This is a genomic window from Allobosea sp. 05T433 (assembly GCF_056396065.1).
In genome coordinates, this window is the sequence record NZ_JBFTKS010000011.1 from 1 (window position 1) to 13,488 (window position 13,488).

Sequence of the window (13,488 nt, forward strand, 5' to 3'; positions counted from 1 at the left end):
CGATCTGGGTGCGCAAGATGCCGAAGAAGGATGCCGAGGAGATCGGCATGCACTATCTCAAGCGCGTGAAGATCCCGGAGCAGGCGCTGAAATATCCGGGCCAGCTCTCGGGCGGCCAGCAGCAGCGCGTCGCGATCGCGCGCTCGCTCTGCATGAGCCCGAAGATCATGCTGTTCGACGAGCCGACCTCGGCGCTCGACCCCGAGATGGTCAAGGAGGTGCTCGACACCATGGTGAGCCTGGCCGAGGAGGGCATGACCATGCTCTGCGTCACCCATGAGATGGGCTTTGCGCGCCAGGTCGCCGACCGCGTCATCTTCATGGATGCCGGCCAGGTCGTTGAGATGAACGAGCCCAACGAGTTCTTCAAGAACCCGCAGCACGAACGCACCAAGCTCTTCCTCAGCCAGATCCTGCACTGAGGCCGGGCAAGACTTGAACCATGCGGCGCGCCGAACCCTCGGCGCGCCGCAACTGCGTCAAGGTTAGAGCGAGGACCGAGCGTCGTCTGCCATAGTGGACGCTGCCATGGCGATTGATCCAACAGGCATAGATAGAGATAGCCCCCCGTATCTCTCCACTATCGGCGCGATCAAATTCCGGAACAATTCGGGATGTACCCCGTTCTTGCCTGCAGAATGGAGGAACGCATCATGAGATTCATCATTCCGACGATGACTGCTGTCCTGCTTGCGACGAGCGGCGCCTATGCCCAGTCGATCAACATTGGACCGGGCGGCGTCTCGGTCGATCCACGCTCGCCGCGCGAGCGCGCCATCGACCGCGAAATCCGCCGCGAAGAGCGCATGCGCGATCGCGCCCGCTGGGAGCGCAGCAGCTGGCGCGGCGATTGCCGCACCGTGAGGACCATCGAGGAAACGCCGCGTGGCGAGATCAGGCGGACGACGCGGGTCTGCGATTGATCTCCCGCTGAAATGTGCAAGAGAAAGCCCGCCCTGGTGATCCGGGGCGGGCTGCTGATCGTTGGGGCTGGCTTATTTGGCGTCGCGGGCCTTCACGGCGGCATCGGGGAAGTCCGAGAACAGCCCGTCGATGCCGAGATCGAAGAAGGCCTTGTACTCGGCAGCGGGATCGCTCTTGAAATTCGAGGTTAGCCGCTTCGGCTCGCTGCGGAACGTCCAGGTATGGACGAAGAGTCCGGCCGCATGCGCGTCCTTGACGACATTGGTCGGCGCGATCAGCACCCGATCCTGCTCGTCGATCTTGCCGTCGCCGTTCAGATCCTTCGGCTTGCCGTCCTCGCCGATCGTCTGCTTGCCGGCGAGGATATAGGGCTTCCACGGTCCGACGCCGTCGGCATAGGTCTTGATCTCCTTCAGCCCGTCGGCCGTGACCAGGTCCTTGAAGGTGCGCTTGTCGCCGGTGACGACGAAATCGTAGGGCTTGTCGAAGGGCGCGGCCAGCACGATGCCGCCATCCTTGTCGACGTCATCGGCATCGACGAGCTGGACGAGGCGCAGTTGCGTCTTGCCGCGCAGATATTTGAGATTGGCCGTCTCGAAGCTCTGGATGATCACGGGCGAGGACTTTTCGGTCCAGCCGGCCGCCTTCAACTGATCGAGCAGGCGGTCCTCGAGCGGCAGCCCGATCGCGGCATGAAAGATCGGGTGCTTGGTCTCGGGATAGATGCCGATGGTGCGGCCGGTCCGGGTGCTTTCKGCCTTGGCGAGATCGATGATCTCCTGCAGCGTCGGGATCGGGAACTTGCCATTATGCGACTGGTCGCGATCGGGCATCGCCTGCTTGGCGCGCAGCGTCTTGATCTCCGCGAGGGTGAAATCCCCGGCGAACCAGTCATTGGTGTCGACACCGTCGACCTTCCTGACAGTCTTGCGAGCAGCGAATTCCGGTCGCTCCGAAACGTCCGTGGTGCCGCTCAGCATCGGCTCGTGCCGTGCGACGAGTACGCCGTCCTTGGTCGCGACAAGATCCGGCTCGATGAAATCGGCGCCCTGTTCGATCGCCAGCTTGTAGGATTCGAGCGTGTGCTCGGGCCTGTGGCCGCTGGCGCCGCGGTGACCGACGATGAGGGGCTTCTTCCCATCGAGGGTCGGCACGGGTTGGGCGAAGGCGGGCGATGTGGCAGCAACGCCGCCGCAGGCAAGGGCGGCCAGCAACGTGGCCGAAAGTAGCGTCTGTTTCATCGGATCTGTTCCCTGATCGCGGCAAGAGCGCGCGACCATGATCAGACGATATGACAGCTCCGTGAAGTGGTCTTGTGCCGCAAGGACAACTTTGTGGCGAGGCGCGGGGGCGCTGCCCGTCCGGTCTGTATCGTGGCGCGTCCTGACGGACGACGATCGAGAGGCCCGGCAGAAGCGTCGCCCGGCCAAGCCAGAGCGACGCTTGTGATCGGCTGCGGGCTCAGCGCTTGTTTTCGAGCGTCGTCTTGGCGTCGAGGCGCTTCTGCGGGGGCGGCGTCAGGTCTGGCGGCGCTGTTGTGGCGCAGGCCGTGAGGGCCAGGGCAAGAAGACCGGCAAGCGTGATTCGGCAAAAGCGCTGCATGGCGTGGTTTCCACTTGATCGGAGCGATCGCCCCCGGTGTGCCGCTGACGACGACGCTTCGTCAAGCAGACGGCTTCACATGGTAATACGTCGATTTTCAAGCTGGACGCAGCAAGCGCAACCAGCCTCGGTTGCCGGATCATCCTGCGATGAGGACCGTAAGCCCGGGAAGCCCGGCTCGCCATGCGGATTGCGGCATTCGGGGAGAGTGCCGCAAGATCGGCCGGAGTGGTGGCCCGGTCATGAGCGCCCGTGAGCGGCGGAGCAGAACGTCTGCTCAACCGGGACGGAATGTCCGGGACATGCCTTCGCCTCAAGTATCCGGTCGAGACGTTGTTGCCCCTGCCTCGTCTATATGACACCACAGCGCCGAGATTATGCCGCACACGCCGGCACCAGACGGAACGACGCAATGACCCCTGCCGCCCGCATCAGCGCCGCCATCGAGGTGCTGGACGATATCATACAGCGTCGCCGGCCGGCATCCGACGCCCTGAAGGATTGGGGTCTGTCGCGGCGCTTTGCCGGGTCGAAGGATCGTGCCGCAATTGCGACCCTGGTCTATGACGCGCTCCGCCGCCGCTCCTCCTCGGCCTTCGCCATGGGCGAGGAGACCTCGCGCGCGATGGTTCTCGGCATGCTCGCCGGCCTGCGCGAACTCCGGATGGAAGAGATCGCCGAACTGTGCTCGGGCGAGAACCACGCGCCCGCGCCGCTGACGCGCGAGGAGGCGACCCGGCTGATCACCTTCGATCTCGACGACGCACCGGGCTGGGTCCGCGCCGATGTGCCTGAGTGGCTTTGGCCTGCTTTCTCAGCGAGCTTTGGCGAGCAGGCCGTGTCGGAAGGCGCCGCACTGGCCGATCGTGCGCCGATCGATATCCGCGTCAATCGCCTTAAGTCGAATCAGGCCAAAGTGTTGGCGGAACTCGCTCATCTTGGAGCGGAGGCGGGGGCATGGTCCCCTGATGCGATCCGCTTCCTGCCGGGGGCGGATGGGCGCGGCCCTTCGCTGCAGAGCGAGCCGAGCTTCTTCGAGGGCGCCTTCGAGATCCAGGACGAGGGCTCGCAGCTCGTCTCGCTACTGGCCGGCGCCAAGCACGGCGAGACCGTGGTCGACCTCTGCGCCGGCGCCGGAGGCAAGACGTTGGCTCTCGCTGCCCAGATGCAGAATCAGGGTCGCCTGTTCGCGACCGATCTCGATAGCCGTCGTCTGGCGCCACTGCATGAGCGTCTGGCGCGCTCGGGCGCCAGTATCGTCCAGATCCGCGTCCCGCGCAGCCGCGGCCATGAATCCCTCAGCGAAGTCATTGGCGAGGCCGATCTCGTCCTGGTCGATGCGCCCTGCACCGGTTCCGGCACCTGGCGGCGTAATCCCGACGCAAAATGGCGCGTCAGACCGGGCGCGCTCGCCGAGCGGATCAAGGACCAGGCCGAGGTGCTGGCGCGCGCAGCCCGCCTGGTGAAACCCGGCGGTCGTATTGCCTATGTCACCTGCTCGGTGCTTCCGGATGAGAATGACGGGGCCGTTTCAGGGTTCCTGCAGCGCCACCCCGGCTTCACCCTCGTGCCGAGCCAGGAGATCCTGTCGTCGAGGGAAGGCGACTTTGCTTTGCTCGCGCGGTTCTCGACCGCGCTTGGCCTGCAATTGTCGCCGCAGCGCACCGGGACGGACGGATTCTATCTGGCTTGCGTCAGGCGCGAGGCCTGAGGCGCGCTTGCGCCGTTGCGCCTGCGCGCGTGATGGCGTAACCGGGCGCGATGACGAGCAAGCCCCACGACTCCATCCTCATCATCGATTTCGGTAGCCAGGTCACGCAGCTGATCGCGCGTCGCGTACGCGAGATCGGCGTCTATTGCGAGATCGCGCCGTTCCAGTCGGCCTCCGAGGCCTTTCAGCGGATGAAGCCGAAGGGTGTCATCTTTTCCGGCGGGCCGGCCTCGGTGCCGGATGAAAATTCGCCGCGTGCGCCCCAGGAAGTCTTCTCGGCGGGCCTGCCGCTTCTCGGCATCTGCTATGGTCAGCAGACCATGGCGCATCAGCTCGGCGGCAAGGTCGAGGGCGGGCATGCGGCCGAGTTCGGCCGCGCCGATGTCGAGATCGTCGCGCCCTCGGCACTGTTCAGGGAGGTCTGGAACCAGGGCGGCCGCTTTCCGGTGTGGATGAGCCATGGCGACCGCGTCACGCAGTTGCCGGCTGGTTTTTCGGTCAAGGCGACCTCGGAGAACGCGCCCTTTGCGGTGGCGAGCGACGAGGAGCGGCGTTTCTATTCGACCATGTTCCATCCGGAGGTGGTGCATACGCCGGACGGCGCCAAGCTGCTGCGCAACTTCGTCGTCGATATCTGCGGCTGCGTCCCGGATTGGAGCATGTCCGCCTATCGCTCCGAGACCATCGCCAAGATCCGTGCGCAGGTCGGCAAGGGCAGGGTGATCTGCGGGCTTTCCGGCGGCGTCGATTCCGCCGTTGCCGCCGTGCTGATCCACGAGGCCATCGGTGACCAGCTCACCTGCGTCTTCGTCGATCACGGCCTGATGCGGATGAACGAGGCGGAAGAGGTCGTGCGCCTGTTCCGCGACAGCTACAATATCCCGCTCGTGCATGTGGAGGCTGAGGAACTCTTCCTCGCCGAGCTCGCCAAATGCGGCTCCGATCCGGAGGCCAAGCGCAAGACCATCGGCCGCCTCTTCATCGAGGTCTTCGACGAGGAAGCGCGCAAGCTCGGCGGTGCCGATTTCCTGGCGCAGGGCACGCTCTATCCCGACGTGATCGAGAGCGTCTCCTTCTCCGGCGGGCCCTCGGTGACGATCAAGTCGCACCACAATGTCGGCGGATTGCCCGAGCGCATGAAGATGAAGCTCGTCGAGCCGCTGCGCGAGCTGTTCAAGGACGAGGTCCGCGTGCTGGGCCGGGAGCTTGGCCTGCCCGAGGCCTTCGTCGGCCGCCATCCCTTCCCGGGGCCGGGCCTCGCCATTCGCTGCCCCGGCGAGATCACCAAGGAAAAGCTCGACATCCTGCGCAAGGCCGACGCGATCTACCTCGAGGAGATCCGCAAGGCCGGTCTCTACGACGTGATCTGGCAGGCTTTTGCCGTGCTGCTGCCGGTGCGCACCGTCGGCGTGATGGGTGACCACCGAACCTACGACCATGTCTGCGCGTTGCGTGCCGTCACCTCGGTGGACGGCATGACGGCCGATTTCTATCCCTACGACATGGCCTTCCTCGGCCGCACCGCGACTCGTATCATCAACGAGGTCAAGGGCATCAACCGGGTCGTCTACGACGTGACGTCGAAGCCGCCCGGTACGATCGAGTGGGAGTGATTCAGACCCGCTCGAATGTCGCGCTGAGGGTCTTTCCCGGCCTCGAACATCACAATCTGCGCCGGCTCTTCCATGCCGGCATCTGCGTTCCGGTCAACTCCGGTGATCCAACGTATTTTAGAGGTCACGTAAGCGAAAATCTCATCCCCTCGGCCGAGGGATTGGGCCGGACCGCAGAGGAGCAATTGACCCTGGCAGACAACGGCCTCAGGGCCGCGTTCGTCGATGAGGACAGGCGTAAAACGAACCGGAAGGTCATCAAGGGCAGGAGTCCACTGGGTCTTGCAGCGGTCTCCTACAATGAGACCTGAAAATACAGATTCTCCGCTCCGCATCTGGCTTGCGGTAATCGTGCTCGGCATCGCCTCGTTCACAATGGTCACGACCGAGTTCGCGCCGATCGGGCTGCTGTCCCAGATCGCCCTGGATCTGGGGCGAGATCAGGCCTCGGTCGGGCTCACGGTGACGCTCTATGCCTGGATCGGCGCCGCGAGCGGCCTGTTGTCGGTCGTTCTGCTCCAGAAGTTTCCTCGCAAGCCATTGCTCATCGTCTTGATGCTCATTCTTTCCGCGACCAATCTTGCGGCGATGATTTCCCACAGCTTCGACGGGTTGTTGCTGGCACGCGCGGTGGGCGCTGTCGTTCACGGTTTCTTCTGGGCCATGGCTGCTGCGGTCGCGTCACAGATTGCACCGTCCCACCGTATGGGTGTTGCAACCGCAATCATATTCGGCGGGATCTCGATGGCGACCGTTGTCGGCGTGCCGCTCGCGGACCTCGTCGGTCAGGCGAGTGGATGGCGTGCAGCGTTTGGCTCAATTGGCGCAGTCGGGCTGCTTACCTCGGTCCTGATGATCGCAGTTCTTCCCAAAATGCAGCCCGGATCGCCGGCAGGATGGAGAGAGCTTGGATCGGTGTTCCGCAGACATGACCTGCTGGGGATCTATGCTGTAACGGCATTCATGGCGGCGGCGAATTTCGCAGCGTACACTTTTATCGAACCATTCCTCGGAGAAATTCCGGATCTTCCCCAGGTCATGATCGGTGTGTTGCTGTTCGGCTTTGGGGGAGCAGGATTCCTTGGGAACATCCTGACCGGCTTTCTCATCGACCGCTTCATGAAGTCCATCATCACTGCAGGGCTGTTTGCCTTGTGCCTGGCGCTTGTTGGCCTTGGATGGTTCGGTCCTCAGCTGGGAACAGGTTGGGTCTTCGTCTTGCTCGTCATCTGGGGCGCCGCCATCGCGGCGCTGTTCGCGGGCCTGCAGACCTGGATCCTGCGCGCGGCCGGTTCGACAGTCATGTCCGCTGCCGCGATACACTCGGCGGTCATCAATTCGGCCATCGGCTTCGGAGCCATCCTCGGCGCCCGGATATTGACTGTATCCGGCGTATCCGGAGTGATGCTGGCCGCCGGAATGGTCGTCATTGTCCCGCTTCTGATCATCCTGTTGCAAGCGGCTCCCCAGGCTGGCCCGAAGGAAAGGGGGAGCGTTGCTTGATGGTTGAGGCTGCAGTCAGACGCCGGCAGGCTTCTCAAGAATACTGAGACGGGTTCGGCAACGGTCCGGTGATCTTGCCTTTGAAATCAGGACCCCAACTTTTTGACAGTCCTGATGTCGGAGTTTTTGCGGTTACAGATTAGATTTGCGAGAAATGTCCATTGGTTATTCGTTGTTCAAACAATCGAGTGGAGTGAGGGCGAGCGGCGGCAGCAGGCCAGCACCCACCGCTCGCGGGTATGCGAGTATGTGCATGCGACAACGACCTTTGATCGCCGATAGCGCTCCTCAGATTGTCGAGGCCATGGCTTTGACCAACTCCTGAGGGGCTCCTTCACCGCCGGATTTGGGATCAGATTGACCGCCAGTGCGGTCCCTAAGATGTCTCTGCCGCGTGCCGGGCGACCTGATCCCGGCGGCACCTGAGAAAGACCGCGTCCGATGGACTGGACGCAAGGCCGATGGCGCGATCAAAGGCCGCAAGCGCGGCGTCGGTCGGGCCCGAGCGGGACAGCAATTCGGCACGTGCCGCATGAAACGGCTGATAGGCCGAGAGCGCTGAGGCAAGCAACTCAAGAGCGTGCAAGCCTGCTTGGAGTGCGCCAGCTTCCGCCAATGCCACGGCGCGGTTCAACCGGACGACCGGCGTCGGTTCGATCCGCAACAGGCTATCATAGAGCAGGACGATCTGCGGCCAGTCGGGCGGCTCCGCCTGGACATGCAAGGCGGCAATCGCCGCCTTGATCTGAAAGGCCCCCGGCGCGCGTCGCGCCACTGCACGATCGAGCAAGGCCAGCCCTTCGGCAATCCGGGCGCCATCCCAAAGCCTACGGTCCTGCACTGCAAGTGGGACGCTGGTTCCGCCGGCATCGAGCCGTGCCGCGCGGCGGGCTTCGGTGATCAGCATCAGCGCCAGCAGTCCCTCGATTTCGGCCTGGTCCGGACGCAGGCCATTCAACATGCGCGCAAGATAGATGGCCTCTTCACCCAAAGGACTGGCGTGAGATTCGTCCGTGCCCGAATAGGCCTGGTTGAAAATGAGATAGACGACGGTCAGGACGGATTGCAGCCGCTCTGCCCAGGCTTCCGGTCCGGGTACGGCATAGGGAATGCCGGCGGCGAGTATCTTTGCCCGTGCCCGCGAGAGGCGCTGGCCCATGGTGGTTTCGTTGTCGAGGAAAGCAGCGGCAACGTCGGCCGTGCTCAATCCGCCCAGGGTGCGAAGCGTCAGTGCGACCCGGGTCGTGGGCTCCAGCGCCGGATGGCAGCAGGTGAAGATCAGCCGCAGGCGTTCGTCGGCAATATCCTCGGTCGTCGTCTCGGCTGCTTCGGCTAGGGAAAGCCGGGCGATCTCGCCAGCCTTGCGGTCCTCACGGGCCGACTTGCGCAAGCGATCGATCGCCTTGCGCAGCGCGACCTTCAAGAGCCAGCCCTGAGGCGAGGCAGGCAGCCCCGTCCTTCCCCAATGCACCACCGCCGAGGCCAGGGCGTCCTGCAGCGCGTCCTCGGCAAGCTGAAAATTCTTCAGCTGAACAATCAGCGCAGACAGAAGCCGCCCCCGATCCATCCGCACCATATTCTCGATGGCGCAGGAAACCGATCGGGGATCGGGGGCGGCCTCCGACATCAGGCGTCGTAGTCCATCACGGGCCGCACTTCGATCGTCCCATAGGCCGCCGACGGGATCATCGCTGCGAAGTGCAGGGCGGCATCCAGGTCGGGAACCTCGAAAATATAGTACCCGCCGAGGCGTTCCTTGGTCTCGGCAAAGGGGCCATCCATCGTCTCCACCTTGCCTCCGCGAATCCTCAGACTCGTGGCGGTCTCGACATCCTTCAGGCCTTCGCCCGCCACATAAGCGCCCGCCGCCTTCAGGGTTTCGTTGAAGTCGAAATACCCCTTCATCATCACCTCGAATTCAGGCGTGCCATAGGCTGGCTCGAGGGACGGGTCACTATAGATCAGCGCCATGTACTGCATGTCAGGTCTCCGGTGTTGGGCAGGTTCGGGGAGGTGTCAGGGGCGAGAGCCAAGCGCCGCGAGGGCGAGGGCCGCGGTCAGCGTCAGTGTCGCAAGGATGCAGGCGGAGTTACCCGCGATCCGCAGGGGATGGGTGGGGGCATTGGCGCGCAGTCCGATGGGGTGCAAAATCCGCCCGATGACGACCAGCAGCCCGGCGGCATGGAGCCAGAGCGGGCCGGCGCCCTGGCCCTCGGCCAGCACCATCAGGATGAGGATCATCGGCACCCATTCGACGAAATTGCCATGCCGGCGGATGCGTTCGTGCAGATTGGCATTGCCTGCATCTCCGATGGAGACGCTCAATGCCGAGCGGGTTTTGGTGACGCCGATCCACAGGGCCAGAAAGATCACGGCCAGGGGGATCGCATAGAGCGAGGTAATCGGAAAAATCATCAGGTTGGGCCATTCAGCTTGGTTTCGATGCCCCAAGAACGCTGCCCAATCCCGGATTTCGACATCCAGGCAAAAAATTTCAAACGAGCATGCCGGGTGGCATCCGCTAGGGTAAATTGGCCGCCTGGGCCAGTGGTATGAAATTCTATGAAGAATTACTCTGATGGAAAAGGGTGAAGTCGTTCGTATGATATTACATTTCGATACTGTGCCTCACAGCGGATAAATATAGCCTGAAATTCATTCGATCGCCCAATGCGGATAGACTTCGCGGTGAAGTCCGGTCCTTGGAGGCGCCGCGCCTCCGGCGGGAGAACGCACGAGCGATCAGATCGTCACGACGATCTTGCCGAATTGTTCGTTCGACTCCAGGAACCGGTGCGCCTCGACGATCTKGTCGAACGGAAAGATCCTGGCGATGGTCGGCTGAAGCGATCCGGACGCCAGCCCGTCGAGGATGAACGCCTTGGCCGCCTCGAGCCGCGCGGGATCACTGAGGATCTCGTGTACGAGGTAGCCGCGGAGCGTCAGCGTCTTGCTGAGGACGGCGAAGAGCGGGAAGGGGGGCGGTTCAGGGCTCAAACCGCCATATTCGATGAGAATGCCACCCCGCGACATCGCGGCCGTCAGCGGGCCGAATATCGGGCCGCCGATCGGATCGAGCACGACGCGTACACCATTCCGGCCAGCGATGTCCGACAGCCGCGCTTCCAGATCTTCCTCGGCCGAAGCGACGACATGGGTCGCGCCAAAGGCGAGCAGGGCCTGCTTTTTGCCTGAGGTGCGCGTGACCGCGATCGTGGTCGCGCCCACCGTCTTGGCAATCTGGAGCGCGGCAAGTCCAACGCTGCTTGATGCAGCCGTGATGACGACAAAGTCCTCCCTGCGGAGCTTGGCGATGTCGATAAGCGCCCCATAGGCGGTGAGGTACTGCATCCAGAAGGCGGCAGCCGCTTCGAAACTGAGCGATGGCGGATGCTTCACGACGAGTTCGGCTGGAAACGTGGCAAGCTCGCCATAGGCGGGCCAGCGCACCATCGACACGGGTGGCACCACGCTGGCGGCGTCGCCAAGTACCAACCCTTCCACATCGTCGCCGACGGCTTCAATGATGCCTGCTGCCTCAAGGCCGAGACCGGACGGCAAAGTCGGTGTCTCGATATAGGTGCCGGCGCGCAGCAACGCCTCGGCGCGGTTCAGCCCGAGCGCCTTGACCCGGATCTGCACCTCGCCTCGGCCGGGAGCCGGAACCGTCACGGTCTCGATGCGCAAGACCTCCGGACCACCATGCTCATGAAAGCGAACGACGCGTGCCATTGGCTGTAACTCCAAATTATTTGAACCGAATAAGCTATGCGTTCGGGCCGTGCCGCGGATAAATGGCTGAATCGGAAGATCAGTCAAAACTATGGGTTCTGAAAGATGGATCGCCTTACGAGCATGGCCGTGTTCGTCAAAGCCGTTGACTTGGGCTCGTTCGCGGCTGCCGCCGAGGCTCTCGATCTGTCGGGGCCGATGGTCGGCAAGCATGTCCGCTTCCTGGAAGAGCGGCTGGGCGTGCGCCTCATCAACCGCACCACGCGCCGCCAGAGCCTGACGGATTTCGGGCGCACCTATTTCGATCGCTGCCGCGTCGTTCTGGCCGAAGCCGAGGCTGCAGATGCGCTCGCTGCCGACCAGCTTTCAGAACCGCGCGGAAAGCTGCGTGTCACCATGCCTGCGCTCCTCGGCCGATGCTGCGTTGCGCCCATCCTGCTGGAGCTCGCGCGGCGCCATCCCGCGCTGGAGCTTGATCTGTCGTTCAGCGACCGCATCGTCGATCTTGCCGAAGGGAACTACGATCTCGCCATCCGGACAGGCGAGCTGGCGAACAAGACAGGCGTGATCGCGCGACGCATCGCTCGTCACCGGATGCTCGTCTGCGCGTCGCCGTCCTATCTCGAGACACACGGCCGGCCCGGTCAGATCGAGGAGATCGGTCGGCATCACGCCATCATCTACAGCCGGCCGGGCTGGATTCACCCGTGGCTGTTCGCGCGCGAGGGCCAGCCACCGGTGGAGGTTGCGCCGGTCGGCCGGTTGCGGCTCGACGACCTTGATGCCGTGGCCGATGCCGCAGCTTCCGGCCTGGGCCTTGCCTGGCTGCCATCTTGGCTGATTCAGGAGCGCATTCAGGCAGGCAAGCTTGTGCCGTTGTTGCTGAATGAGCCGGGATATGTGTTCGACAACTACGCGCTATGGCTGCAGACGCCTCACCTGCCGCGCAAGGTACGTCTCGCCGTCGATGCGCTGGCATCGGCGCTGCCCAGGCTCATGGCCTGAAATGCAGGGCATAGGGCGTMGCGACGACTTCAAGGCGCTTTCGGCCGCCCATTCCATCCCCACCGGACAAGAACGGAGTGTCGTGCGTCGGCCGGCAGCGCCTCAGTGCTTGCTGAGATATTTCATACCGGTATCGCACATCACGGTGACGATGGTCGCGCCGGGGCCGAACTGCTCGGCGAGGCGTAGCGCTGCGACGACATTGGCTCCCGTCGACGTTCCCGCGAAGAGGCCTTCCTCTCGGGCGAGGCGGCGGGCCATGGTGGCAGCCTCCTCGGTCGAAACCAGATCAATCCGGTCGGCGATGTCCTTCTCCCAGAGCGGCACGACATAGCCGGCGCCGATCCCGTCGATCTTGTGGGCTCCGGTCGCGCCGCCCGACAGCACCGGGGATTCGGCGGGCTCCACGGCCGCAATTGCGATCGCGGCATTGTGCCGGCGCAGCGCCTCGCCGGTTCCGCGGAGCGAGGCGGCGGTGCCGACGCTCTGGACGAAGCCGTCGATCCTGCCCTTCGTCTGCGCCCAGACTTCGTCAGCCATCCGGTGATAGGCCGACATCTGGTCGCGGTTCTTCATCTGGTCGGTCCAGAAACTGCCGGTCTCGGCGGCAAGGACCCGTGCGGCTTCGATCATGTCGCGGGTGAGCTTCTCGGTCATGCGGCCGCTCTCACTGGGAATGATCTGAAGCTGGGCGCCCAGCAGTTTCATATGCTCGAGCTTCTCTCGCGCGAACGCGTCCGAGGTCACGATATGCAGCGGGTAACCCTTCACGGCACAGACCAGCGAGAGGGAGACGCCCGTGCTTCCGCCGGTATATTCGACGACGGAACCTCCCGGCTTCAGGCGGCCGTCCGCTTCGGCGGCCTCGACCATCGCCAGCGCCATGCGGTCCTTCATGCTCCCCGTCGGGTTTTCGCTTTCCAGCTTCAGCAGGATCCGGGCGCCGTTTGCCGGTGCGATCCGCCGCAGCGCGAGGAGGGTGGTGTTGCCGACGAGGTCCAGGATGGTTCGGTCCGGGTGGTTCATCTCAGGCGCCCTGCTGTTCGAGCCAGATCTTGAGCGCAACCGCATTGTTCCGCTCTTCGTCACGCGCCGCGTAGAGCAGGGTCACCGGACCTTCGCGCAGATGCCGGAAAAGCTCCCTGGTGGCCGCTTGCGCCGCTTCGCTCGTCAATTCGTCCGCATAGGCCGCGCGGAACGCATCCCAATCATCCGGCTTGCCGTGAAACTGCTTCCGCAGGGCATTGCTCGGCGCGATCTCCTTGAGCCAGAGGTCGATATGCGCCTTGTCCCTGGAGATGCCGCGCGGCCAAAGCCGGTCGACCAGGATGCGCTTGCCGTCATTGGCGGCCCGGTGGTCGTAGACGCGCTTCAGGACGAATGAGGCCATTGGACGTC

The 13,488-nt window shown here is 63.7% G+C and carries 15 protein-coding genes; 7 read left to right on the forward strand and 8 right to left on the reverse strand.

The annotated features are described in order from the left end of the window. Together AC1DGP_RS16545 and AC1DGP_RS16550 are read left to right on the forward strand one after the other, a co-directional pair. Window positions 1-422: amino acid ABC transporter ATP-binding protein (locus tag AC1DGP_RS16545; RefSeq protein WP_476832321.1), on the forward strand; the 422-nt coding region annotated here is incomplete at its 5' end. A 231-nt stretch (window positions 423-653) separates the two neighbouring features. Further along, window positions 654-923, forward strand: coding sequence for a hypothetical protein (locus tag AC1DGP_RS16550; RefSeq protein ID WP_162768527.1), 270 nt, complete (start codon window positions 654-656; stop codon window positions 921-923). A 72-nt stretch (window positions 924-995) separates the two neighbouring features. Here AC1DGP_RS16550 and AC1DGP_RS16555 read toward each other — a convergent pair whose 3' ends face one another. Beyond that, the gene (locus AC1DGP_RS16555; protein WP_441505482.1) at window positions 996-2,165 is read right to left on the reverse strand and encodes a glycerophosphodiester phosphodiesterase; all 1,170 of its coding nucleotides are present in this window, start codon (window positions 2,163-2,165) and stop codon (window positions 996-998) included. Between the two features lie 220 nt (window positions 2,166-2,385). Next, window positions 2,386-2,526, reverse strand: coding sequence for a hypothetical protein (locus AC1DGP_RS16560; protein ID WP_441505483.1), 141 nt, complete (start codon window positions 2,524-2,526; stop codon window positions 2,386-2,388). A 412-nt stretch (window positions 2,527-2,938) separates the two neighbouring features. Here AC1DGP_RS16560 and AC1DGP_RS16565 point away from each other — a divergent pair, with 412 nt between their 5' ends. Genes AC1DGP_RS16565 through AC1DGP_RS16580 form a run of 4 tightly spaced genes read left to right on the forward strand, consistent with a single transcriptional unit; the run spans window position 2,939 to window position 7,353 of the window. Continuing rightward, on the forward strand, window positions 2,939-4,237 hold the full coding sequence (locus tag AC1DGP_RS16565; protein ID WP_441505484.1) for an RsmB/NOP family class I SAM-dependent RNA methyltransferase: 1,299 nt from the start codon (window positions 2,939-2,941) through the stop codon (window positions 4,235-4,237). Window positions 4,238-4,287: 50 nt separating this feature from the next. Continuing rightward, window positions 4,288-5,850 carry a glutamine-hydrolyzing GMP synthase gene (guaA, locus tag AC1DGP_RS16570; protein WP_441491912.1) on the forward strand — a complete coding sequence of 521 codons (1,563 nt, stop codon included), beginning with the start codon at window positions 4,288-4,290 and terminating at the stop codon, window positions 5,848-5,850. Beyond that, complete coding sequence (locus AC1DGP_RS16575; RefSeq protein ID WP_441505485.1) at window positions 5,847-6,161, forward strand: hypothetical protein; 315 nt, start codon at window positions 5,847-5,849, stop codon at window positions 6,159-6,161. The genes guaA and AC1DGP_RS16575 overlap by 4 nt, the downstream gene beginning before the upstream one ends. 40 nt (window positions 6,162-6,201) lie before the next feature. Further along, window positions 6,202-7,353 carry an MFS transporter gene (locus tag AC1DGP_RS16580; RefSeq protein ID WP_441505486.1) on the forward strand — a complete coding sequence of 384 codons (1,152 nt, stop codon included), beginning with the start codon at window positions 6,202-6,204 and terminating at the stop codon, window positions 7,351-7,353. A 376-nt stretch (window positions 7,354-7,729) separates the two neighbouring features. On the opposite strand, the gene AC1DGP_RS16585 is transcribed toward AC1DGP_RS16580, so the two are convergent. The 4 genes from AC1DGP_RS16585 to AC1DGP_RS16600 form a co-directional block, all read right to left on the reverse strand. Beyond that, entirely contained in the window at window positions 7,730-8,980 is a 1,251-nt protein-coding gene (locus tag AC1DGP_RS16585) for an RNA polymerase sigma factor (protein ID WP_476775426.1), read from the reverse strand. Further along, entirely contained in the window at window positions 8,980-9,333 is a 354-nt protein-coding gene (locus AC1DGP_RS16590) for a YciI family protein (RefSeq protein WP_476769066.1), read from the reverse strand. The genes AC1DGP_RS16585 and AC1DGP_RS16590 overlap by 1 nt, the downstream gene beginning before the upstream one ends. Before the next feature lie 36 nt (window positions 9,334-9,369). Then, window positions 9,370-9,768: an MAPEG family protein gene (locus AC1DGP_RS16595; RefSeq protein WP_441491904.1), complete on the reverse strand. Its 399-nt coding sequence runs from the start codon at window positions 9,766-9,768 to the stop codon at window positions 9,370-9,372. Window positions 9,769-10,095: 327 nt separating this feature from the next. After that, on the reverse strand, window positions 10,096-11,085 hold the full coding sequence (locus AC1DGP_RS16600; RefSeq protein ID WP_476832353.1) for a zinc-dependent alcohol dehydrogenase family protein: 990 nt from the start codon (window positions 11,083-11,085) through the stop codon (window positions 10,096-10,098). Between the two features lie 105 nt (window positions 11,086-11,190). On the opposite strand from AC1DGP_RS16600, the gene AC1DGP_RS16605 reads away from it, so the two are divergent. Then, window positions 11,191-12,090, forward strand: coding sequence for a LysR family transcriptional regulator (locus AC1DGP_RS16605; RefSeq protein WP_441491902.1), 900 nt, complete (start codon window positions 11,191-11,193; stop codon window positions 12,088-12,090). Between the two features lie 102 nt (window positions 12,091-12,192). Here AC1DGP_RS16605 and AC1DGP_RS16610 read toward each other — a convergent pair whose 3' ends face one another. Further along, the gene (locus AC1DGP_RS16610; protein ID WP_476824936.1) at window positions 12,193-13,116 is read right to left on the reverse strand and encodes a PLP-dependent cysteine synthase family protein; all 924 of its coding nucleotides are present in this window, start codon (window positions 13,114-13,116) and stop codon (window positions 12,193-12,195) included. 1 nt (window position 13,117) lies between these two features. Further along, on the reverse strand, window positions 13,118-13,480 hold the full coding sequence (locus AC1DGP_RS16615; RefSeq protein ID WP_441491900.1) for a DUF488 domain-containing protein: 363 nt from the start codon (window positions 13,478-13,480) through the stop codon (window positions 13,118-13,120). Window positions 13,481-13,488: the final 8 nt, after the last annotated feature.

Excerpts from the sequence above, each read along its gene's own strand:
- AC1DGP_RS16550 (WP_162768527.1), top strand. The coding sequence starts at position 654 with ATGAGATTCATCATTCCGACGATGACTGCTGTCCTGCTTGCGACGAGC.
- AC1DGP_RS16560 (WP_441505483.1), bottom strand. The coding sequence starts at position 2,526 with ATGCAGCGCTTTTGCCGAATCACGCTTGCCGGTCTTCTTGCCCTGGCC.
- AC1DGP_RS16565 (WP_441505484.1), top strand. The coding sequence starts at position 2,939 with ATGACCCCTGCCGCCCGCATCAGCGCCGCCATCGAGGTGCTGGACGAT.
- guaA (WP_441491912.1), top strand. The coding sequence starts at position 4,288 with ATGACGAGCAAGCCCCACGACTCCATCCTCATCATCGATTTCGGTAGC.
- AC1DGP_RS16585 (WP_476775426.1), bottom strand. The coding sequence starts at position 8,980 with ATGTCGGAGGCCGCCCCCGATCCCCGATCGGTTTCCTGCGCCATCGAG.
- AC1DGP_RS16590 (WP_476769066.1), bottom strand. The coding sequence starts at position 9,333 with ATGCAGTACATGGCGCTGATCTATAGTGACCCGTCCCTCGAGCCAGCC.
- AC1DGP_RS16595 (WP_441491904.1), bottom strand. The coding sequence starts at position 9,768 with ATGATTTTTCCGATTACCTCGCTCTATGCGATCCCCCTGGCCGTGATC.
- AC1DGP_RS16605 (WP_441491902.1), top strand. The coding sequence starts at position 11,191 with ATGGATCGCCTTACGAGCATGGCCGTGTTCGTCAAAGCCGTTGACTTG.
- AC1DGP_RS16610 (WP_476824936.1), bottom strand. The coding sequence starts at position 13,116 with ATGAACCACCCGGACCGAACCATCCTGGACCTCGTCGGCAACACCACC.
- AC1DGP_RS16615 (WP_441491900.1), bottom strand. The coding sequence starts at position 13,480 with ATGGCCTCATTCGTCCTGAAGCGCGTCTACGACCACCGGGCCGCCAAT.